This is a genomic window from Sphingobacterium sp. NPDC055346 (assembly GCF_053645235.1).
In genome coordinates this window covers 879,727-902,246 of the sequence record NZ_JBSHMI010000001.1, presented here as the reverse complement: position 1 = coordinate 902,246, position 22,520 = coordinate 879,727, and the positions used below count along the sequence as shown (strand labels likewise).

24 protein-coding genes are annotated in these 22,520 nt (G+C 40.7%); 18 read left to right on the top strand and 6 right to left on the bottom strand.

Annotated features, from left to right (window positions below):
• Nucleotides 1–126 precede the first annotated feature (126 nt).
• Nucleotides 127–1,554: a chromosomal replication initiator protein DnaA gene (gene dnaA / locus ACWICE_RS03850; protein WP_093099955.1), complete on the top strand. Its 1,428-nt coding sequence runs from the start codon at nt 127–129 to the stop codon at nt 1,552–1,554.
• 182 nt (nt 1,555–1,736) lie between these two features.
• On the opposite strand, the gene ACWICE_RS03845 is transcribed toward dnaA, so the two are convergent.
• The 5 genes from ACWICE_RS03845 to ACWICE_RS03825 form a co-directional block, all read right to left on the bottom strand.
• Nucleotides 1,737–2,108 (bottom strand): hypothetical protein, encoded by a 372-nt coding sequence (locus tag ACWICE_RS03845; RefSeq protein ID WP_093099957.1) that lies wholly within the window; start codon nt 2,106–2,108, stop codon nt 1,737–1,739.
• Between the two features lie 307 nt (nt 2,109–2,415).
• Nucleotides 2,416–3,447 carry a tetraacyldisaccharide 4'-kinase gene (gene lpxK, locus ACWICE_RS03840; RefSeq protein WP_454297688.1) on the bottom strand — a complete coding sequence of 344 codons (1,032 nt, stop codon included), beginning with the start codon at nt 3,445–3,447 and terminating at the stop codon, nt 2,416–2,418.
• 2 nt (nt 3,448–3,449) lie between these two features.
• Nucleotides 3,450–3,908 carry a gliding motility lipoprotein GldH gene (locus ACWICE_RS03835; protein ID WP_454297687.1) on the bottom strand — a complete coding sequence of 153 codons (459 nt, stop codon included), beginning with the start codon at nt 3,906–3,908 and terminating at the stop codon, nt 3,450–3,452.
• Between the two features lie 11 nt (nt 3,909–3,919).
• A complete protein-coding gene (locus tag ACWICE_RS03830) occupies nt 3,920–5,290 on the bottom strand; it encodes a PSP1 domain-containing protein (RefSeq protein WP_185212760.1) in 1,371 nt (456 codons plus the stop codon).
• Nucleotides 5,291–5,300: 10 nt separating this feature from the next.
• The gene (locus ACWICE_RS03825; RefSeq protein WP_185212761.1) at nt 5,301–6,443 is read right to left on the bottom strand and encodes a DNA polymerase III subunit; all 1,143 of its coding nucleotides are present in this window, start codon (nt 6,441–6,443) and stop codon (nt 5,301–5,303) included.
• Between the two features lie 130 nt (nt 6,444–6,573).
• On the opposite strand from ACWICE_RS03825, the gene dnaN reads away from it, so the two are divergent.
• The 16 genes from dnaN (at nt 6,574) to ACWICE_RS03745 (ending at nt 20,543) form a co-directional block, all read left to right on the top strand.
• The gene (gene dnaN / locus ACWICE_RS03820) at nt 6,574–7,695 is read left to right on the top strand and encodes a DNA polymerase III subunit beta (protein ID WP_185212762.1); all 1,122 of its coding nucleotides are present in this window, start codon (nt 6,574–6,576) and stop codon (nt 7,693–7,695) included.
• 12 nt (nt 7,696–7,707) lie between these two features.
• On the top strand, nt 7,708–8,364 hold the full coding sequence (locus ACWICE_RS03815) for a DedA family protein (RefSeq protein ID WP_185212763.1): 657 nt from the start codon (nt 7,708–7,710) through the stop codon (nt 8,362–8,364).
• Nucleotides 8,365–8,468: 104 nt separating this feature from the next.
• Nucleotides 8,469–9,119 (top strand): DedA family protein, encoded by a 651-nt coding sequence (locus tag ACWICE_RS03810; RefSeq protein ID WP_185212764.1) that lies wholly within the window; start codon nt 8,469–8,471, stop codon nt 9,117–9,119.
• 59 nt (nt 9,120–9,178) lie between these two features.
• Nucleotides 9,179–9,748 carry a CAP domain-containing protein gene (locus ACWICE_RS03805; RefSeq protein WP_313261391.1) on the top strand — a complete coding sequence of 190 codons (570 nt, stop codon included), beginning with the start codon at nt 9,179–9,181 and terminating at the stop codon, nt 9,746–9,748.
• A gap of 38 nt (nt 9,749–9,786) precedes the next feature.
• Nucleotides 9,787–10,659 carry a YicC/YloC family endoribonuclease gene (locus ACWICE_RS03800; RefSeq protein ID WP_185212766.1) on the top strand — a complete coding sequence of 291 codons (873 nt, stop codon included), beginning with the start codon at nt 9,787–9,789 and terminating at the stop codon, nt 10,657–10,659.
• A 1-nt stretch (nt 10,660) separates the two neighbouring features.
• Complete coding sequence (gmk, locus tag ACWICE_RS03795; RefSeq protein ID WP_254526747.1) at nt 10,661–11,230, top strand: guanylate kinase; 570 nt, start codon at nt 10,661–10,663, stop codon at nt 11,228–11,230.
• Between the two features lies 1 nt (nt 11,231).
• Nucleotides 11,232–11,816: a nicotinate (nicotinamide) nucleotide adenylyltransferase gene (gene nadD / locus ACWICE_RS03790; RefSeq protein WP_185212768.1), complete on the top strand. Its 585-nt coding sequence runs from the start codon at nt 11,232–11,234 to the stop codon at nt 11,814–11,816.
• 105 nt (nt 11,817–11,921) lie between these two features.
• Nucleotides 11,922–12,110: a CsbD family protein gene (locus ACWICE_RS03785; protein ID WP_093099980.1), complete on the top strand. Its 189-nt coding sequence runs from the start codon at nt 11,922–11,924 to the stop codon at nt 12,108–12,110.
• Nucleotides 12,111–12,463: 353 nt separating this feature from the next.
• Complete coding sequence (gene surE / locus ACWICE_RS03780; protein ID WP_185212769.1) at nt 12,464–13,240, top strand: 5'/3'-nucleotidase SurE; 777 nt, start codon at nt 12,464–12,466, stop codon at nt 13,238–13,240.
• Nucleotides 13,241–13,243: 3 nt separating this feature from the next.
• The gene (locus tag ACWICE_RS03775) at nt 13,244–13,507 is read left to right on the top strand and encodes a hypothetical protein (RefSeq protein WP_185212770.1); all 264 of its coding nucleotides are present in this window, start codon (nt 13,244–13,246) and stop codon (nt 13,505–13,507) included.
• Between the two features lie 14 nt (nt 13,508–13,521).
• The gene (locus tag ACWICE_RS03770) at nt 13,522–14,391 is read left to right on the top strand and encodes a menaquinone biosynthesis family protein (RefSeq protein ID WP_454297686.1); all 870 of its coding nucleotides are present in this window, start codon (nt 13,522–13,524) and stop codon (nt 14,389–14,391) included.
• A gap of 129 nt (nt 14,392–14,520) precedes the next feature.
• Complete coding sequence (gene secA / locus ACWICE_RS03765) at nt 14,521–17,820, top strand: preprotein translocase subunit SecA (RefSeq protein ID WP_185212772.1); 3,300 nt, start codon at nt 14,521–14,523, stop codon at nt 17,818–17,820.
• Between the two features lie 7 nt (nt 17,821–17,827).
• The gene (locus ACWICE_RS03760; protein WP_185212773.1) at nt 17,828–18,283 is read left to right on the top strand and encodes an SPOR domain-containing protein; all 456 of its coding nucleotides are present in this window, start codon (nt 17,828–17,830) and stop codon (nt 18,281–18,283) included.
• A gap of 12 nt (nt 18,284–18,295) precedes the next feature.
• Nucleotides 18,296–19,486 (top strand): M20 metallopeptidase family protein, encoded by a 1,191-nt coding sequence (locus ACWICE_RS03755; RefSeq protein WP_454297685.1) that lies wholly within the window; start codon nt 18,296–18,298, stop codon nt 19,484–19,486.
• Nucleotides 19,487–19,488: 2 nt separating this feature from the next.
• Nucleotides 19,489–20,061 carry a hypothetical protein gene (locus ACWICE_RS03750; RefSeq protein ID WP_454297684.1) on the top strand — a complete coding sequence of 191 codons (573 nt, stop codon included), beginning with the start codon at nt 19,489–19,491 and terminating at the stop codon, nt 20,059–20,061.
• Nucleotides 20,058–20,543 (top strand): GNAT family N-acetyltransferase, encoded by a 486-nt coding sequence (locus ACWICE_RS03745; RefSeq protein ID WP_454297683.1) that lies wholly within the window; start codon nt 20,058–20,060, stop codon nt 20,541–20,543. Before ACWICE_RS03750 ends, ACWICE_RS03745 begins: the two co-directional genes overlap by 4 nt.
• Before the next feature lie 78 nt (nt 20,544–20,621).
• Here the strand turns inward: ACWICE_RS03745 and ACWICE_RS03740 are convergent, their stop codons facing one another.
• Nucleotides 20,622–21,929, bottom strand: a complete 1,308-nt coding sequence (locus ACWICE_RS03740; protein ID WP_454297682.1) for a M28 family metallopeptidase — start codon at nt 21,927–21,929, stop codon at nt 20,622–20,624.
• Between the two features lie 92 nt (nt 21,930–22,021).
• Between ACWICE_RS03740 and ACWICE_RS03735 the strand changes: the two genes are divergently transcribed.
• Nucleotides 22,022–22,336: a rhodanese-like domain-containing protein gene (locus tag ACWICE_RS03735; protein WP_093099998.1), complete on the top strand. Its 315-nt coding sequence runs from the start codon at nt 22,022–22,024 to the stop codon at nt 22,334–22,336.
• Nucleotides 22,337–22,520 lie beyond the last annotated feature (184 nt).

The window sequence follows — 22,520 nt, the reverse complement described above, 5'->3', positions numbered from 1 at the left end:
GTTACTTACCTTTTTTTTGTCAATTTAATTTTTTAGCTCATTTTTTTTTGTCATATTCGTTGTAGGCAAAAGTTATGAACAGAAATTTTGTCAATTATTGGTTTTCAAGTTATTAACAAATTCAGAATGGAAAAAACGTGTACAAGTGTTTGGGAAAGTTGTCTTGCAGTAATAAAAGATAATATACCAACGCAAAGTTTTAAAACATGGTTCGAGCCCGTTAAAGCTGTACGTCTAGAAGGAAACGTTTTAACTATTCAAGTACCAAGTCTGTTCTTCTATGAGTGGCTGGAAGAACATTATGTAGGTATTCTCAGAAAAACAGTTAAAAAATTCTTGGGTGAACAAGGCCGACTGGAATACAACATCGTTGTAGAGAAGTCATCTGCTAACCCGCCTTACACCACCAACATTCCGTCGAATGGAAATGGTGCCGAGGGAAAGAAGCAATCAATTCCTGTTCCTGTTGCATTGAACAAGAACATCAAAAATCCTTTTGTAATTCCGGGGTTAAAGAAATTACAAGTTGATCCTCAATTAAATCAAAATTATACGTTCGACAATTTTATCGAAGGCGAATGTAACCGTTTGGCTCGTTCGGCTGGATATGCTGTCGCAAATAAACCAGGAGGAACTTCTTTCAACCCTTTGATGGTCTATGGAGATGTGGGTTTAGGTAAAACTCACCTCGCTCAAGCAATCGGTAATGAAATCAAAAGAAACTTACCAGATAAACTGGTAATCTACGTGTCATGTGAAAAGTTCTGTCAGCAGTTCGTTGACTCTTTGAAGAATAACACCATCAATGATTTCGTGAATTTTTACCAAGCAATGGATGTCATCATCATGGATGATGTGCATAATTTTGCTGGAAAAGAGAAAACACAGGATATATTCTTCCACATTTTTAATCACTTGCACCAAACAGGCAAACAGATCATCTTAACATCTGATAAAGCACCTAAGGATCTTTCTGGTCTCGAAGAAAGATTGTTAAGCCGCTTTAAATGGGGATTATCAGCCGATATTCAGGTTCCTGATCTAGAAACCAGGATGGCCATCCTTAAGAAAAAGATGTACTCAGATGGTATTGAGCTGCCAGAAAGTGTAGTGGAATATGTGGCGAATCAGATTGACAACAGTGTCCGAGAATTAGAAGGAGCAATGGTTTCTTTATTGGCGCAATCTACTCTGAACAAAAGAGAGATTGATCTGAACTTAGCAAAGTCGATGTTAAAGAACTTTGTGAAGAACACCCATAAGGAAATCTCAATGGAGTACATCCAAAAACTAGTATGTGAATACTTTGAGGTACCAGTTGAAATGGTTAAATCCAAAGTCCGTAAACGCGAAATCGTACAAGCAAGACAGATTTCAATGTATTTGGCAAAGAACCATACCAAATCTTCGCTGAAATCTATCGGTAATTTCTTTGGCGGTCGTGACCACTCTACCGTAATCTATGCTTGCCAAACAGTTGAAGACCTTATCGAAACCGATAAGAAATTCAAGACTTATGTGCAAGACATCCAAAAGAAATTAAAAGCTTCTTAAAAAACACATTGTAAAGAAAGAAATTGAAAAGCTTGGGAGAACATCCCAAGCTTTTTTATTTTGATACTATCCGAATAGTCTAAATACTTTCTACCAATTACTTTCATCTACTTAAAAAGCAGAAAAGGGACTGCAGCTACTGCAGTCCCTTTTCTATTTATGAAACATGAATATTAGTTAGATTATTGTACTTGTTTCGGCTCTGGCATAGTAGCTTTTTTCGCTGCACGAGCTTCTACAATCTTAGCGTACAATGGTTTTTGTTCATCAGTCAACAAATCAGATACTTTTTTGTCTAGATCTGAATTCAAAGCCTCAATTTGAGTAGCTTTTGCATCAGCTGCTGCTGTAGTGTCTGCCTTTAAAGCCAATTTAGCTTTTTTGTGCTCTAGTACTACATTATAGATTTGTGCCTGTTGATCTTCTGTCAAGTTCAACTGTTGTGTCCATTCGGTTACAGTTGCTTTTGCTTTCTCTTCTGGATTTACTTCCTGAGCAAATGTTAGAGTTAGTGAAAATAATACTGCGGATACTGCTAAAAATAACTTTTTCATGATTTTAATTTTTTTGTTTAATACTTTATTATTTACTCCGTTTCTGTACAATAAATAACAGTCGAATAGTATCTTTTATTGTATGATTGTATCATGTTTGTTACTTTTTAACATTTCTTAACAAGATAATAATACAAACTCAGGGTGATTAAATTTAAAGAATATTGGCCCTACGTATGTTTGGAGCATGATTCTAGTTAAATTCTAATTATTTCAGTTGAATTGAAAAAATATTACAATATGTGACAAAAAAGAAAAAGCTACTTGACATCAAGTAGCTTTTATTTATCGATAATTGATAAGTTCCTTAAGATTTATTTTCTATCGAACTTTCTAATTCTTGAAAAAACTCAATTTCCTTTTCGATAACAATATCAATCGGTATATAAAACGTTGGGATATCTTTCAGTTTATTCAGGTCCAGTCGCTGCGCATCCTTTTCGGTCGTCAAAAGGATAGCGTCCTTGCTTTCATTTAATTTTTCGAACCGTCCTGCAATTACCTTATAATCGAAATCATCAAATTGATGATGGTCTGCGAACTTTAAATGCTCAATCTTGATTCCTTGACTATTTAGGTGCTGTACAAGCGGTTTGGGGTTTGCAATGCCTGTGATAAGCAAGATAGTCTTTCTTGAAATAGGATGGTCTGATTCAGTATTGTTTAAAGGAATCCATTCCTTATAGCCTATACGGCTATAAAAGATGCCTGCACCGCTGTTATGTTTCCTGATCTTTTCCTGGATCTTTAATTTGTTTTCAAATGGAATATAATCAGGGCACTTGCTAATGAGGATAAGATCTGCCCTTTTGGTCTGATCAAAGGTATCTCGATATTGGCCCGTTGGCAATAATATAATAGGCTCTAGGATGGAATGGTATTCAAAGACTAAAATAGAAGAGGTTGGCTTCACCTTACGGTGCTGATATGCATCATCAAGCAGGACCAGGTCATGGTCTTTATTTAGGATTTCAATGCCTTCTGCCCTATTTTCATCCACAGATATGCTGATATCTGGAAAGTTCTTTTTGAATTGCAAAGGTTCATCGCCAACATTTTCAACAAGGTCATCCACTTGGACCAACCGAAAGCCTTTGGTTTTCCTGCCATAGCCCCGGCTTAGGGTCGCAAGCTGATATTTGTCCTTGAAATGGGCAATAAGTTTTTGGGTTAATGGGCTTTTTCCTGCTCCACCTACCGCCAAATTACCGATCACAATAGTTTTGATGTCAAAGGTCCTAGACGAGAGGATATTTAGGTCATACAACTTGTTTCTTACCCAAATTATTAAGGTATAGAGGATGGTAAAGGGAAGCAACAACCACCTTAAAAGCTGCATATCTATTTCTTAATTAACTTGATTCCAACATCGTTTATTCCCCTCAAAGGATTGTCACGCATGTTCTGTTGGATTGAAAATACATATTTTCCCGTATCCGGAAAAGTAAAATTCTCCTGCAACAGTTTGGTCTGCTCGTACAAGTTACCGGCAGAAGGGCCAATCCAGCGTCCATCAGCTTCCGCTAACTTGAAATTATAGTGGGCACTGCTATCTTGGATTCCTAAACCTTTTTGTTTGATTCCAAATGAAAAATTGGAATATGGATAGTAGGCGGTATGCCTTAGGTTGATAAACAGATCGTACTTATCTTGTTTATTCTGTACATCTACCTCAAATTGAGGTTTAAAACCGTTATCCCAGAGTTGACCAGGGATAACGGAATTTCTTTCATAGAATGCCCCTTCCTGACAGGAGGTCAGTAAAAGAGCAACAATAGCTATGAATACAGTTCTATACATAGGATTAGTACTTAACCCTCAGAATTATTGTCTTTGTTTTTGTTATTGAAACGTCTATTCTTGTTCTGAGGCCTTCTCCTATTGGTTTTCTGACCTTCTCCAGCTTCCGAATTTCCATTGTTTTCCTTTGGCTTAGGCTGTTTGTTGCCATTGTTTTGTGGCTTATTTTCAGCTTTTGGCTTTTGGTTGCCTTGTTCAGGACTTTGTTTCTGTCCATTCTCAGGCTTACCTGGAGTACGTTTTGGTTTGCGTTTCTTTTTCTTTTTATTGCGTTCGTCAAGGCGGGTCAAACTATCTTGTCCAACGACATTTTCATAGTCTGGAATCGCCACATTGATGATTTCCTCTTTTTCAGGGACGATCAATTCTTGCGGTTTCTTGCCTTGTGCGTTCAATTCAGCAAATTCTTTTACCTGCTGCACAGATAGTGGAATCCACGATTCTGCATGTGGATATGAAAACCACATGGTCTTCTTGAAGATATCTGTTTTCTGCAAGTAAGCCATACCAGAATGCGTTTCGATACGATCGATATTGTTTGGAATATCCTTTAAGGCATCCATATAGCTGTCCAATTCATAGTTCAGACAACATTTCAATTTACCGCATTGTCCCGCTAGTTTCAAGGTATTTAGGGAAAGGTTCTGATACCTCGCCGCAGAGGTAGAAACAGTTTTGAAGTCCGTAAGCCATGTTGAACAACAGAGCTCCCGTCCACAAGAACCAATTCCTCCCAAACGACTGGCTTCCTGGCGCATTCCGATCTGTCTCATCTCGATACGAATGCGGAAAGCTTCCGCCATTCTCTTGATCAGCTCCCGGAAGTCCACACGGCCTTCTGCTGTATAGTAGAAGGTAGCCTTTGTCTTATCACCTTGATAATCTACGTCTGAAATCTTCATGGACAAGCCCAGCTCCAGCGCCAAATTACGGGCGCGGTGCATGGTTTCCCATTCAAGATCCTTTGCAAGATTATACTTGGCAACATCATTTTCTGTTGCCTTTCGGTATACTTTTTTTACAACGTCGTCAGGTTTAACGTTGTTCTTTTTCAATTGTAGTCTTACCAATTCACCGGTCAAAGAAACGTGGCCGATGTCGTATCCCCCAGTATTAGGTTCCACAACCACCATTTCTCCCATTTCAAGGTATAAATTGTCCGTATTTACAAAAAACTCCTTTCTTGAGCCTTTAAAACGAACTTCTACAATATCAAAAGGTTTATAGTTAGATGGCAAGTCCATATCGACTAACCAATCGTAAACATCCAATTTATTACATCCGCTGGTCATGCACGTACCGTTGTTATTGCAACCTGCTGGTACTGTGCCTAGTGATTTACTTCCGCAACCACCCCCGGATGAGCAACTGCCACATCCCATATGTCTAAAATTATATATATTGAGTTCCCGCTGGGAACGTATTGTATTTAAATAATAAAACTAACTGCAAAGATAAATCTAAAAATAATATTTTAGGATTTGCGTTTCTTTCCACAGAATAATGCGTTTTTTCCAGTAATTCTATAGCAACCTGCAACTTTTCCAAGCTGCTGATCTCGCTAAATTTTTTCACGAACTCCAATTCCGCATTCTTAAGAAAGACTAATTGATCTAGCCCTTGGTTTAAAAGCACGATCTGTCTGAGCACATTTATGCTGTACAATAAGAACAGTTTTTGGTTCTCCCGACCCAATTTGCTGATTTCTTCATCACAGATCTGAATAATGTTCAAACCTGCATCCGTCACGATACACCTCAACCAACGGATCAAAAGGTCAAAGTTTTCGTTAGAAGACTCTTCCAGCTGGTCCAGTGCAGATTGCATGTTTCCATCAGCGATAAAGGCAACCTCATTGGCACGAACAGGATCCATATTTTTCTGCTCGATCAGGAACTGCATCAATTCCTCATGGGAAAGCTTATTGACCTTCATCAATTGCGTCCTGGAGATGATCGTGTTCAAGATCTTGTCCTGATTTTCGGCAACCAACAAGAACAAAGTCTTCGCAGGAGGCTCTTCGATCAATTTCAACAGAGCATTGCCCTGTGTATCGAGATATTCCGGCAGCCACATGATCAAAACCTTATATTCAGCTTCAAAAGCTTTCAGGCTTAATTTCTTGATGATATCATGCGCTTCGGCGATATTGATGTTTGCCTGTTTGTTTTCCGCTTCCAATTGGTTTCTCCAATGGCTCAAGCTCAGATATGGATTTTCCAGAAAGGCCTTACGCCAATCTTCCATATAGGTACTTGCCGTTTCATCCGCTTTTTTTGCAAAGAAAGGATAAGAAAAGTGTAAGTCAGGGTGAATCAATTTCTCGTACTTTAGGCATGAAGGGCATATCCCACAGCTATCGTCGGCTTGCGGCTGTTCACAATTGATAAACTGGGCATAGGCAAGGGCCAAAGCTAAGCTACCAGATCCTTCTGGACCTAGAAACAGTTGAGCGTGACTTACTCGATTTTCTCTTACCGTTGAAATAAGATGTTGTTTGAGCGCCTGATGGCCTACGATATTTTTAAATTGCATACCTAATCTTACAAATGTACAAATTTTAATGCAGTGCTTTTTAATGTTTATGCAGCTGAACTCGAATTTGAATTGCAAAAAATTAGATTCTTTTCTGTATTATTGCAATAAAATCTATTAGCTAAAAGAAATGAGATTTATTGTATCTACATCTATATTACTTAAACAATTACAAGCTATTAGTGGCGCCTCCAGCTCCAGCACGGTGCTACCAATCCTAGAAAACTTCTTGTTTGAAATCAAGGACAACCTCCTGACCATCTCCGCTACGGATTTGCAGACCAGTATGGTGACCACCCTTCAGATTGAAGCTAAGGAAGAAGGACGCGTTGCTATGCCATCAAAAATCTTGATCGAGACGTTGAAAACTCTTCCGGATCAGCCTGTGGCATTCTCTGTAGATACCAAAACTTTAGCTATCGAGATTTCTGCCGGAGACGGTAAATACAAGCTTAGTGGTGAAAATGCGGACGACTTCCCAAAAATCCCTGTCGTAGAGAATATTTCTACCGTAAATATCTCTGCACCGATCTTGTTGGAAGCCATCAATAAAACCATTTTTGCAGTAAGCAATGACGAACTTCGCCCTGCCATGTCAGGCGTATTCGTGCAATTGGCGGAGCAATCGACTACTTTTGTGGCTACTGATGCTCATAAATTGGTCCGTTATCGCCGCACAGATGTTGGAGCTGATAAACCAACATCGATCATCTTGCCTAAAAAAGCACTTACTTTATTAAAATCATCTCTTCCTTCGGATGATGTGAATGTTTCAATAGAGTACAACAATACCAACGCATTCTTCCAATTCGGAACCATCAACTTGATCTGTAGATTGATCGATGAGCGTTATCCAGATTACGAAGCCGTAATCCCTCGTTTGAACCCTAATAAACTGACTGTAGACCGTTCTTTATTCCTGAACACCCTACGCCGTGTGGTAATCTTTGCAAACAAAACTACACACCAAGTAAGGTTAAAGATCTCAGGAAGCGAACTGCACATCTCTGCTGAGGATTTGGACTTCTCCAATGAGGCACACGAGAGATTGAGCTGTCAGTTTGAAGGTGAAGACATGGAGATCGGATTCAACGCGAAGTTCTTGGTAGAAATGCTTAATAACCTAAACTGTGAAGAGGTCGTACTGGAAATGAGTACACCAAACCGTGCAGGTTTATTAGTACCGGCAATCAAGGAAGAACACGAAGATATCTTGATGTTGGTGATGCCAGTGATGTTGAACAATATTTAATAGCTCAAAACTTTGGATTTAATTTATTCCCTAATTGACTTTATCCTCCATATTGATGATCATTTGGTGGAAATCGTCAATAACTATCAGACTTGGACCTATTTGATCCTCTTCCTGATCATTTTTGCCGAAACTGGTCTTGTCGTTACTCCATTCTTACCTGGAGACTCCCTTCTATTTGCAACTGGCGCAATCATCGCCAAGCCAGAAACTGATCTGAACGTCTTTTTGATGTGGGGATTGTTGATGGTGGCAGGTATTTTAGGAGACATGGTGAACTACCATATCGGTAAGTACATTGGACCAAAAGCCTTTTCAGGGAAATATAAGTTCCTAAAGAAAGAATATTTAGAAAAGACAGAGAAGTTCTACGATAAATACGGTGGCAAAACCATTATCTACGCGCGTTTTGTTCCGATCGTCAGGACCTTTGCCCCATTTGTAGCTGGTGTAGGATCAATGTCCTACGGAAAGTTTGCTTCATACAATGTTATCGGAGCCATTTTATGGGTAACCTCCTTTTTGTTTATTGGATACTTCTTCGGAGGCCTTCCAATTATCAAGGACAACTTTACCTTAGTGGTCTTCGCCATCATTATCTTGTCCATACTGCCTCCAATCATTGAGGTGATCAAAGAAAAATACGGAAAGAAAAAGGAAGCTGAGTAAGCTTCCTTTTTCTTTTAAGTAGCCCTATTGCAGACTCAGGATCATATTCAAGGAAAAGAATTAGCTTGGTGCAATTCTTGCAGTGGAAAATCGAATTTGAAAACATGGAATTAATTTCAACCCTGATCGACTTTATTCTCCATATCGACAAGCATTTGATCGATATTACCCAAGAATATCAGACTTGGACCTACCTGATCCTTTTCCTGATCATCTTTGCAGAGACTGGACTGGTGGTTACCCCATTCCTTCCCGGTGACTCGGTCCTGTTCGCCATGGGAGCCCTGATCGCAAAACCTGAAACAAACCTTAGTCTTTGGGTCATGCTGGTCCTGTTGATTGCCGCAGCGATTATCGGTGATTTTGTCAACTATGAAATAGGGAAACACTTTGGACAGCGGGTCTTTACAAAAGACTCCAAGATCTTCAAGCTCTCCTATCTTGAGAAAACCCAAAGCTTTTACAATAAATATGGCCTCAAAACCATTATCTATGCGCGTTTTGTGCCCATTGTCAGGACCTTTGCCCCGTTTGTTGCCGGCGTAGTCAAGATGCCTTATTCCAAATTCGGTCTATACAATATCGTTGGAGGTGTCCTTTGGGTAACGATGTTTCTTTTGGGCGGTTATTTCTTCGGGCAGATCCCATTTGTCAAGAACAATTTCTCGATCGTGGTGCTTGCCATCATCGGCATCTCCCTATTGCCCCCTATCATTGAGGTCATAAAAGAAAAAACAGCCAAGAAATCAGCTTAAATTAATAAAGCTGTTTAAACGTTGAGTTTTTTCTGAAGTCTGTATCCTTAAACACAGCTATGAGATATATTTTATTTGCTTTTATCATTTGGGCACAGCCAATCCTTGCCCAGAACATCAAGATCGACAAACGCGAAGCCAAGAAAGCTTACCAATACCTCAATGATTTTCGGATGAACCCCAAGAAATATGGTCGCGAAATTCGGGTGAACAATCTTAGAAATGTAAAACAGACCCGTTTGGTCTGGAATGATAAACTGGCAAAAGTAGCTGAGGAGCGAGCCAAAGATATGGCGAGGAGGAATTACTTCGACCATACCGACCCAAGCGGTTACGGACCAAATTACCATATCAACAAGGCAGGATATTACTTAAATCCCGATTGGCTGAAGAAAAAAAGCACCAATAATTTTGAGTCCATCGGAGCCAACCACGAAACCGCCATTGATGGCATCAAATCCTTTATCATTGGCCGTGGATCGCCCGGATTTATGCACAGGAAGCATGTTTTGGGCATGGATGAATGGAACGGATCTTTAAAGGATATAGGCATAGGTTTTGCCCGCGTAAAGCGTGGTGCCGCCTATAAAACCTATTTATGCGTGATAATCGCCAAACATGATTGGTAATAGACTCGTTCTTTTCTGTAAGTTTTTTACCTTTGCATATGATAAAATCGATGACAGGTTACGGTATGGGGACCGCTGAAAACGGAACCGTTAAATATACCGTAGAGATCAAATCCTTAAATTCTAAGTTCTTGGAACTTAACCTTCGCCTACCAAAAGCTGTTTCAGACAAGGAATTGGTGCTTCGTGGTGAATGCAGCAAACTGATTGAACGCGGTAAGGTAAATATCAACATAAGCACCGAATATGTTGACCAAACTGCCAAAGCAGCAAGTATCAACGCAGATCTATTAAAAGAATACTATAGACAATTGCAGGACATTGCCTTCCAATTGGGCGATACCAAAGCCAATCTTTTTGAACAAGCCCTGAACATGCCTGAAGTTATCAGCCATGATGATGAGGTGGACGAAGAAGAAGGCAAGGTCTTGATGGATTCCTTTTACGCTGCAGTAAAACAGTTCAACAGCTTTAGAGCTGATGAGGGCGCTGTCCTTAAAAAGGATCTTGAATACCGTGTTTCCTTGATTTTATCATACCTAACCGAAGTAGAAGCTGTTGAAGGAAGCCGTATTCCCTTGATCCGTGAAAGGATCAACCAATATATGGAAGAAGCTGTGGGCAAAGAGAATGTAGACATGAACCGTTTTGAACAAGAACTGGTTTTTTACATCGAGAAACTAGATATCACGGAAGAGAAAGTTCGCCTTCGCTCCCACTGCAATTATTTTGTAGAAGCCCTGAACAGCCAAGATTCCAATGGTAAGAAACTAGGATTTATTTCCCAGGAAATGGGCCGTGAAATCAATACCTTGGGTTCAAAGGCCAACAATGCCCAGATCCAACAGATTGTCGTGAAAATGAAGGACGAGTTGGAAAAAGTCAAAGAACAACTATTAAACGTACTATAGCATGAGCGGAAAACTGATTATTTTTTCTGCTCCATCGGGGGCAGGGAAAACGACTATCGTTAGAAGATTATTGGAAAAGCATAGCGATAAGATTGCATTTTCTATCTCTGCAAGCACCCGTCAACCCCGCGGTGCTGAAGTAAATGGTGTCGATTACTACTTTATTTCCAAAGAAGACTTCTTGCACAAGGTAGCTAAACACGAATTCATAGAATTTGAAGAGGTTTACTCAGGAACATTCTACGGAACCCTGCGATCTGAGGTAGAGCGTATCTGGAACGAAGGCAAGCACGTGATCTTTGATATCGATGTGGTTGGAGGACTTCGCTTGAAATCTAAGTTCCCAGACCAAGCCTTGGCTATTTTCGTAAATCCTCCTTCCTTAGAAGTCTTGAAAGAAAGATTGACCGGGAGAGGTACAGATTCCCAGGAAAAATTGAACGAACGATTTGCAAAGGCGGAACATGAGCTGAGCTTTGCCGATAAATTTGATGTGATCCTGCATAACAATGATCTGGAAACAGCCTGTGCAGAAGCAGAAAAACTGGTATTAGACTTTATCAATTCATAATATGGCAAAAAGTAAAGTTGGATTATTCTTTGGTTCCTTTAATCCTGTCCATATCGGACATTTGATTATTGCCAATTATATGGCCAACTATACTTCTTTGGACGAGGTATGGTTCATTGTATCCCCTCAGAATCCCTTTAAGGAGAAAAAGAGCCTTGGTAACATGTATGATCGCCTGGAAATGGTCAATTTGGCCATTGAAGGTTCGGATAAACTACGTGCCAGCGACATCGAGTTTTCATTGCCTCAACCCTCCTATACCATAGATACCCTCACCCACTTGACGGAAAAATATCCGACCAAGGAATTTATCCTGATCATGGGGGAAGACAATCTCCAGGGACTTTTGAAATGGAAGAATGCGGATATCCTGCTTCGCGACTATAAAATCGTGGTCTATCCTAGACCCGGCTATGATGGCGGCGAATTGAAGGACCATCCATCCATCAGCATGACCGATACGCCTGTTATGGAACTATCGTCCACCTTCCTGAGAAACGCCATCAAGGAGGGGAAATCCATTAAGTTTTACACCCCGGATGCAGTCATCGATTTTATCGACAAAAAGGGGCTATATTCATCCTAACCGCAGAATACCTTTCACTTTATTAAAAAAATAAATTTTTGAAAACCATTTTTTCAACTTCCTGTTTATCGTATATATCACATTAATCAAAGGAGGAAAATCAAAATGGATAAATTAGATTTAAAAGGTAAATGGAACGAGTTGAAAGGCAAGATCAAACAACAATATGCCGAGTGGACAGATGATGATTTGGCCTATGAAGAAGGAAAAGACGATGAGTTACTGGGCAAATTGCAACAGAAGCTTGGTAAATCCAGAGAAGAAGTAATTGACTGGTTGAATAAACTAGGTTAATGTAATAAATAGGAAGAAGAAGGTCGACATCATGTCGACCTTCTTCTATTATAGAGTATGGCTAAAATCTAGGCCTTGGATTTCAGCTTGATAGCAGCCTGTTTATAGCAGAATTACCTTGACCTTATTCGAGGCATATTCGAGAGACCTCTTCAAAATTCAATTTTGCCTCGAATAAGGGTAAAACAAGGTCAAAAGATAAATATATAGCCTCAGCATGTAGATGGGTAGAAAGAATAATGTGGCATGGTATCCATTCCTTACGGAAGGCTTAATGGAAACCTATTGAATCTTTAACATCTTCATGATTTTGGGAGGCTGATAATGAACCCATATTTTACTAACTTAGCACTATGACAAAAAAGAGACCCACGATATTGGTCGTAAATGACGATGGAATTACGGCGCCAGGAATAAAAGTTCTTTTAGAGGTTATGCAGGAAATTGGGGATGTCGTGGTGGTAGCACCGGACAGTCCACAGTCTGGAATGGGCCATGCCATTACGATTGGCAAGCCTTTACGCCTGGATAAGATAGACCTGTATCCTGGGGTTGAGATGTATAAATGTTCGGGTACTCCTGTTGATTGCGTCAAATTGGCCGTCAACAAGATCTTTAAAGGAAAGAAACCAGACTTATGTGTGTCAGGTATCAACCATGGTTTGAACTACTCCATCAACGTGCTGTATTCAGGGACCATGTCTGCAGCTGTGGAAGGGGCTATCGAGGGTATCCCATCGATTGGATATTCATTGGATGACTTCGCGCACAATGCCGATTTTTCCCATACCCGTTCCTGGGTGAAGACCATTGCAGAGCAGGTATTGAAAAACGGTCTGCCTAAAAACTCCCTATTGAACGTGAACTTTCCAAATAAGAACGTAGATATCAAGGGCATCAAAATCTGCAGGCAAGCGAATGCCAAGTGGTTTGAGGAGTTTGATGAACGTTTGGACCCCTATAAGAGAGAGTATTTTTGGATGACCGGTAAATTTGACCTGCAGGATCGCGGGGAAGATACCGACGCCTATGCGATCATAAATGGTTATGTTTCCATCGTACCGACGCAGTTTGATATGACGGCTCACCATGTTATTCCGGAGTTGAATTCTTGGTCATTTGACAGTTAATACATGAAAAACAGTCTTCTTGTGGGTGTGCTAATGGGATTAGTTTGCCCATTGATAGCCTTTTTGGCGATGAAATTCACCAATATCCAAACTCAGGTCTTTCCCGATAAACCGACCGGTCTATATGTGATTGCTGCGGCAATCAATTTAGTAGGTTGTTGGATCAGTTATAAAAAGGAAAAGGACCTGTTGGGGAACGGTTTGGTATTGGCGACCTTTTTAGGAATGATACTATTGGTGCTGACCAAGAACATCAGCATCACATAAAATTGAAAGAAAACATGGAACTTACATTGGGTTTTTCACCCTGTCCTAACGATACCTTTATATTTGATGCCTTGATCCATAACAAGATCGATTGCGAAGGCCTACAGTTTCACGTGGAATACCATGATGTTGAAACCTTGAATGCCAAGGCCTTCCGGGGCGACCTGGACATCACTAAACTGAGCTACCATGCCTTTGCCTATGCGGTAGAGGATTATGAGCTTTTGGATGCTGGGTCTGCACTTGGGTTTGGTGTAGGACCTTTGTTGATCTGCAAGGATGAGTCCCTGGCAAAAGAATTGGCTAGTTATGCCGGTCAGGATCTACCCGAACGATTCAAAGAGCTGAAGGTGGGAATCCCCGGGAAATTTACGACAGCGAACTTCTTGTTGAGCTTGGCCTTTCCGGGCCTGTTGAACAAGCAGGTCATGCTGTTTTCAGAAATTGAGCAGTCCTTACTGGACGGTAGCATCGATATTGGGCTGATCATCCATGAAAACAGGTTTACCTATATGGACAAGGGTCTGCACAAAATCGTGGACCTGGGCGACTATTGGGAGAGAACGACGGGTTCGGCCATCCCTTTGGGTGGGATCGTGATCAAGAGGTCTCTTCCGGAAGAGGTCAAACAGAAAGTAAACAGATTGATTTCAGAAAGTGTCAGGTTTGGCTTTGACCATCCGAAATCAGGCCTGGAGTACATCCGTTCGCATGCCCAGGAAATGGAAGAATCGGTGATGTACAAGCATATTGAACTCTATGTAAATCAGTATTCCGAAAACCTAGGTGATGAGGGGAAAAAGGCCATCCGACAGATGTTTGAAAAGGCACTGGAACTCAACTTAGTGCCCAGTACGGGGAAAAACATATTTTTAGTAAAATAATTGATAAAAAAGAATCAGGAAAGCATTAGTTATCAACCTTAATAATTAAATTTGCCCGATTAATGTCAAAATGTCTGCTTATTTGATTTGGAGTCATTATTGTACATGCGAATAGAGAAATAGAAAATTATGTTAAAGTTTTTAAGCAAGTTATTTGGTAGTAAGTCCGAAAGAGATGTTAAGGGAGTACAGCCATTAGTAAATAAAATCAAGGAAGAATACGAGAAATTATCCGCTTTGACGCATGATGAGCTACGTGGGAAGACCTTGGATTTTAAACAAAGAATCGGCAACTATTTGCAAGACATCGACAATGAAATCAACAGTCTGAAGCAAGAGGCTGAGGCTACGGAGGACATGGAGCTAAAAACTTCAACCTACGACAAGATTGACAAATTGACAAAAGATCGCGATAAGAAGCTTGAGGAAGTATTATTGGAAATATTACCTGAAGCTTTTGCTGTTGTTAAGGAAACAGCTCGTCGCTTTACAGAAAATAAAGAGATTGAGGTTACAGCATCTGAATTCGATAGAGAAATCGCTGCCCGTAAACCGAACGTTAGCATTCAAGGAGATAAAGCCATTTGGAAGAACACTTGGATCGCTGCGGGTTCTGAAGTTACTTGGAACATGGTTCACTACGACGTACAGTTGATCGGTGGTATCGTGTTGCACCAAGGAAAGATCGCTGAGATGTCTACGGGTGAGGGTAAAACCTTGGTAGGAACATTGCCTACTTACTTGAACGCTTTGGCGGGTCAAGGTATCCACATCGTAACGGTGAACGACTATTTGGCACGTCGTGACTCGGAATGGAACGGTCCTATCTTCGAATTCCACGGAATGAGCGTTGACTGTATCGACAAATACCAACCGAACTCACCACAACGTCGTCAGGCTTATATGAGCGATATCGTTTATGGTACAAACAACGAGTTTGGTTTTGACTATTTGCGTGACAATATGACGAACACCAAAGAATCTATGGTTCAGCGCAAATTGCACTTTGCCATGATCGATGAGGTGGATTCGGTATTGATCGATGATGCGCGTACGCCATTGATTATCTCTGGACCTATTCCAATGGGTGACCAACATGAGTTCTATCAATTGAAACCAAGGATCGAACGGTTGGTAAATGCTCAAAAAGCCTATATCAACACGGTTTTGAACCAAGCAAAGAAAGCAATTGCAGATAATGACACCGATCCTGAAAAAGGTGGATTGGCATTATTCCGTGCTTACCGTGGTTTGCCTAAGAACAAAGCATTAATTAAATATCTATCTGAAGGAAATCACCGTCAGATCCTACAAAAAGTAGAAAACTACTATATGCAAGAGCAAAACCGTCATATGCCTAAGGCAGATGCGGAACTGTTCTTCGTTATCGATGAGAAAAACAATCAGGTAGAACTTACTGAAAAAGGTATTGAGTTGATCACTGCTACAGGTGAGGATCCAAACTTCTTTATCCTTCCAGACGTAGGTACTGAGATTGCTGAAATCGAAAAAGCAGATCTTCCTATCGAAGAGAAAGCTCAACAGAAAGAAGAGTTGATGCGCGATTACTCAATCAAAGCAGAGCGTATCCACTCCATCAACCAATTGTTAAAAGCTTATACCCTATTTGAAATCGACGATCAATATATCGTTGATGAGGGTAAGGTTAAGATTGTAGATGAGCAAACCGGTCGTATCATGGACGGACGCCGTTATTCTGACGGATTACACCAAGCGATCGAAGCCAAAGAGAACGTAAAGGTCGAGGATGCTACCCAAACGTATGCAACCATTACCTTACAGAACTACTTCCGTATGTACCACAAGCTATCGGGAATGACCGGTACGGCATCAACAGAGGCTGGAGAGCTTTGGGAAATCTACAAATTGGATGTGGTTGAAATTCCAACGAACAAAGTAATTCAACGTGATGACCGTCAAGATTTGATCTATCGTACGGCACGTGAGAAATATAATGCGGTAGCACAAGAGATCCAAACCTTGACAGAACAAGGCCGACCAGTATTGGTGGGTACGACCTCTGTAGAGATTTCGGAGTTGTTGAGCCGTATGTTGAAGTTACGTGGTGTAAAACACAACGTGTTGAACGCGAAGCTTCACCAAAAAGAGGCAGACATCGTTGCAGAAGCAGGACGTCCAGGCCAAGTAACCATTGCCACCAACATGGCAGGTCGTGGTACGGATATTAAGCTTACCCAAGAGGTAATCAATGCAGGTGGTTTAGCGATCATCGGTACAGAGCGCCATGAGTCTCGTCGTGTTGACCGTCAGTTAAGAGGTCGTGCAGGACGTCAAGGGGACCCAGGTTCATCTCAATTCTTTGTATCCCTAGAAGATCCATTGATGCGTTTATTCGCTTCAGAGCGTATCTCTAACCTTATGGTTAAAATGGGTGTTGAAGATGGCGAGGTAATGCAACACGGTATGTTGACCAAATCTATCGAGCGTGCACAACGTAAAGTAGAGGAAAACAACTTCGGTACACGTAAGCATCTATTGGAATACGATGACGTGATGAACTCGCAACGTACGGTAATCTATACCAAACGTAAGAACGCGTTGTTCGGTGAGCGTTTAGATGTAGATTTGAACAATACCATCTATGATGTTGTTGAGGATGTCGTATTGGAGGCAAAAGAGGACAATTCCTATGATGAATTCCAAATCGAGGTGATCCGTGTATTTGCAATCAATCCTGAAATTACACAAGAAGAATTTGCAAGTGAGTCAGCGCCTAATTTAGTTGACAAATTATTTGATCAAGTTATCAATTACTACCACCGCAAGGCTGTAAACATCGCTGAACAGACTTTACCGGTATTGACAAACGTGCTTGCTGAGCGTGGTGGTATGATAGAAAATATCATTGTTCCTTTTACAGATGGAATTCGTGGCATTCAAGTTGCTACAAATTTGCAAAAAGCTGTAGAAAGTAAAGGTAAAGACGTATTTAAATCATTTGAGAAAGGCATCGTTCTAGCTTTGATTGATGAAGCATGGAAAGAGCACCTTCGTGAGATGGATGATTTGAAACAATCTGTACAGAACGCGCGATACGAGCAAAAAGACCCTATCATTATCTATAAAATGGAGGCTTACAACTTGTTTAAGACAATGTTGGCCGGCATGAACAAAGATATTGTTAGCTTCTTGTTCAAAGGCGAGATTCCTGGACAGCAGCAAGAACCTCAAAACATTCAAGCAGCACGCCCAGAAGCGCCAAAGGTAAAAGTTAAAGAAACAAAAGAAGAGTTAAGTTCTCCAACTGGAGTATCTGAAGAGGACCTGAACACGCAGGAAGCTCAAGTTACCCAACCTATCCGTAAGGATCAGGCCATTGGAAGAAATGATGAATGTCCTTGTGGTTCTGGGTTGAAGTATAAAAACTGTCACGGAAAACAAGGTTAATTAAAAAATGAAATACAAAGGATTTATAGTTAGCTTCTTGATGCTGTTCGCCATCGTATCAGTATCAAAGGCACAAGAGAACAAAGTAATTGTTGAAAAGGATTCTTTAATCGGACTTTTACAAGAATTCCGTTCATTCTATGCTTTAAATCCTACCGCCAGTAAGACGGTAAGTCTGGAGCCTAAAACCATTGACAAATCACGCGCAACACGTGTGAAGGTCCGTGGTTTTAGGGTACAGATCTTTTCTGGTTCCAGCCGCAGGGATGCTGAAAATGTACAGCGTAGTTTCCAAAGCCAGAATTCAGATATCAATGCTTACCTAGATTATGTAGAACCAAACTACAGGGTCAAAGTAGGCGACTTTACTAGCCGTTCTGCAGCAACGGCCTATATGCGAGAGCTTCGCGGCCGATACAATAATGTATTTGTCTTTGTCGAGGACGTCTGGACATGGCAATAGTGGAGGATCAACATGCCAATATCAAAACAAAGAATTCAAGAATTAGCCCAATCTTACTTTCAAGACACGGTAAACAACAGAAGGTTCCTACATCAGAATCCTGAATTGTCCTTTGAAGAATACAACACCTCGGCATTTATCAAACAAGTGCTGACAGACCTGGAGATTCCTTTTGAATCCATGGCCAATACTGGCGTTGTAGCCTTGATCAAAGGAGATTTACCTTCGGACAAAGTCCTTGCCCTACGAGCAGATATAGACGCACTTCCGATCACTGAGGTGGAAGGCAGATCGTATGGCTCCAAGAATGTCGGGGTAATGCATGCCTGTGGGCATGATGTGCATACCTCGTCTTTGCTGGGGGTGGCTAAGATATTGAATGAATTGAAGCCTGAATTTGGCGGAACCCTGAAGCTTATCTTCCAACCTGGAGAAGAAAGACTGCCGGGAGGTGCTTCCTTAATGATCAAGGAAGGGGTATTGCAAAATCCCGAACCTCAAGGGATCGTTGGACAGCATGTAATGCCTTTTATCGAAGTTGGGAAAGTTGGTTTCCGCTCCGGTAAATATATGGCATCCTGCGATGAGTTGTTTATGACGGTTCGTGGTAAAGGAGGGCATGGAGCTCAACCCCATCAGAATATTGACCCCATCGCCATTACGGCGCAGATCATATCGGCCATGCAACAGATTGTGAGCCGTGTTGCAGATCCAAGGACCCCTTCGGTTTTATCTTGGGGGAAGATCATTGGAAATGGCGCTACAAACGTTATCCCTGAAGAGGTTTATCTGGAAGGTACTTTCAGGACCTTTGATGAAAAATGGAGAGCGGAAGCCCATGAGAAAATGCACAAGATGGCAGTTGGCATTGCAGAAGGTATGGGTGCTACCTGTGATTTTGAAATCAGAAAAGGATATCCATTCCTGATCAATGAACCTCAGATTACGGAATCTTCTCGTTCGTATGCCCAAGAGTATCTTGGCCATGAGAATGTTGTTGAGCTTGATCTATGGCCGGCAGCAGAGGATTTTGCCTATTATTCTCAAGAAACAAATGCATGTTTCTATAGGTTGGGCACAGGAAATCAAGCCAAAGGAATACAATCTGCAGTACATACTTCAACCTTTGACATCGACGAAACTGCACTTCAAACCAGTATTGGTCTGATGTCCTATATTGCAGTCCGTTATTTAGGCAATTAATTATGTCTTCTCATCATATTGTTCGAGAGAATCAAGAGCCAGCTTTGTTCATCGCAAATCCTGACTGTTTGGTTGATGAATATTTAAACCAACTTCTGGAGTGGAGTCCAACCATCATTACGTTGGCCGAACATTACGAATCCCTAAAGGCACGAGAAATAAAGATCGATGTGGTCCTAGATAACCAAGGTGTGGAAGCTCATGTCCTTGAAGAGCATATTTCCCTTATCCCCTATTCTGACTGCTATATCGTTCCCTTATTTTCCTTTTTAAAAGAGAAAAACAATTTTGCCGTTAATATTTTGACAGATATCGTCGAGATAGCGCATTACATGCCTTATTTAGGCGATTTCAACATCAATTTGATCAACAACAAAGGGAAAGCACTTTTTGTAAAGAAATACGAGAAATGGCTTCCTAAAGGCTTTAATTTGTTTATTGAAAATAATGAAGGAAAATTGGGCGAAACACAGAACTTAAAATCATTGGGGGATCATGTTTATGCTGTCATAAATGATGGTTTTGTTTCCATTGCGCAGCAAGAATCCTATTTTATAATATCTGAAGAGCTATGACAGAGATCATCCCAGCTAAGCAGGAAGATGCTGTGTTAATCCATGAATTAGCACATGCCATCTGGTATCCGACCTATCAAAGCATCCTTTCCAAGGAACAGATTGCCTTTATGTTGGATAAGATGTATTCGGTGGAGGCATTGAGCACTGCTATCCAAGACAATAAAGCTTTTCATCTCCTATATGAGGATGGAAAACCGGTAGGTTTTATTGGGGTTGACCCTAAAGTAGACCTCTTAAGGATCGAGAAGATCTATCTGTTACCTAGTACGCAGGGCAAAGGCTACGGAAAGCTGCTGATCGATTTTGCAGCGCAGGAAGCAAAGAAACTAGGGCTTCCGACCTTGGAACTAAATGTTAACCGATCGAACAATGCCTATCAATTTTATCTGAAACAAGGATTTGAGGTAATTCAGGAAATTGATATCCCCTATTATGGATTTGTTCTTGATGATTACATTATGCGCAAGAAATTGGATTAACAACATTTAATCCCATCTAAGATATAACAGGAAAAGACGGTCAATTGACCGTCTTTTCCTGTTATATGGGATAAGCCCTTAATCTCTTAGTTTTTCAACCCTACTCGGTGTTTGGGTTCCATTGATAATTCCTATAGCCCCAGTTGCGATGGCCTCAATACTTGATTTAATATTGTTGATGTCCAATGTACTTACCTCGTCTTTTACCGTATGGTAATATTGGTCCTTATCGATCTGCGATGTAGAAAAGGTATGTGCCGGTACGCCTAATGCGGCCAATACGGCATTATCGCTGCGGTAGAATAGGTTTTGGGTGGTATATGGGTCTGGATGGAAGGTAAATGCAGAGCCCTTCAGGTTTTCCTGCATCAGTTTGCCAAGGTCAGACGCGCTGTATCCTGTAATATAGAGACTATTTGGGCCGAATTTGGAATCCTTACCGATCATTTCGATATTGATCATGGCCACGACCTTCTCCGGATCTATATTGTTGGAGAAATATTTGGAACCAAACATGCCAATTTCCTCTGCAGTGAAAGCGACAAAGATGATGGTTCTTTCATTGTTGTTTAACTTCTTGTAATACCTCGCCAATTCGATCATCGCGGTTGTACCAGAGGCATCATCATCAGCGCCATTTGCAATGGAATCACCTTCCACAGCAGGCAAGATACCGATATGGTCATAATGGGAAGAAATCACCACATATTCCTCAGGTTTAGATTTACCAGGAAGGACAGCCGCCACATTGAACATATTGAACTCTTCTGTTTTGCGGGTCTGTTTGATTTCATGGTTTCCAGGTAATTCATCAGCCACGATAAAAACCTTGGGGCTTCCGGCAGCTTTTTCCTGACCTTTGATTACAATGCTCTCGCGATTGTAGATTCTTTTGAAACGGGCCAAAAATGGAGCATGTTTCTTGTCTACCAAAACGACAACCTTATTTGGGTTCTGCTGAACGATTTCCCTGAATTTTTGGGAAAAATCATCATCAGCAGAAATCTTAATGGTTTCAATGAAAGGGGTGTTTTTTGTTATAGGTTCGTCTAAATTACCTACGATCAAGAACTCATCATCATTTAATTTTTTATCAGCTAAGGTGACACTTTGTTCAGTCACGCTGCCCCGATTAACCAGAAAGGATTGGCGGAAGTTATCACCTACATACGGTTTAAGGCCAATTTCTTTGAATTCAGCGGCGATAAAATCAGCTGCTTTGCCAATATCGTCTAGATTTAGGGCCGATCGGCCTCTCATATCATCAGAAGCAAGGGTATTCAAGATTCTGGAAATATTTTCCGTGCTTGTAATCTGCTTTTGCTGAGCGGAGCTCATTTGGAATAAAAAGCCAGAAAATACGAGTGCTAAGAATAGTTTTTTCATGAATAAAATGTTTGTGATGAAATTAACAAAAATTCTATATTATTGGCAGGGCCTTTGAGTCTAAATTTTATATATTTGATAAAAAGCTTACTATGAAAGAAATTAGCGTTCAAGAATTAAAGGACATGATGGATCACAATGTTGAGTTTCAGTTGATCGACGTTCGTGAGCCTTTTGAATATGAGGTATCGAACCTGAATGGAGTGAACATTCCATTGTCAGGCGTTGTGATTGAGTCTGAAAAGATTTCAAAAGATATTCCAGTGGTGATCCACTGCCGTTCAGGGAAGCGTAGTGCTCAGGCTGTTATGCTTTTAGAACAAGAAGGATACACGAATTTATCCAACCTACAAGGCGGAATTTTAGCTTGGAAAGAAGCTTTTGATCCGGAGATGGATGTTTATTAAGAAACAGTAAATCAATAAAAAGCTCAAGGATTCCTTGAGCTTTTTATTTTTAGGGCAATTTATTGCTTAAATAATAATTTTACTCCCCTATCTTTAGAATATATTTAAAAATAATGTTTTTATTTTCTTGCCTATTATTAAAATATTAAAAGAGCTAACTTTATAGTATTATTCCAAGAATAAA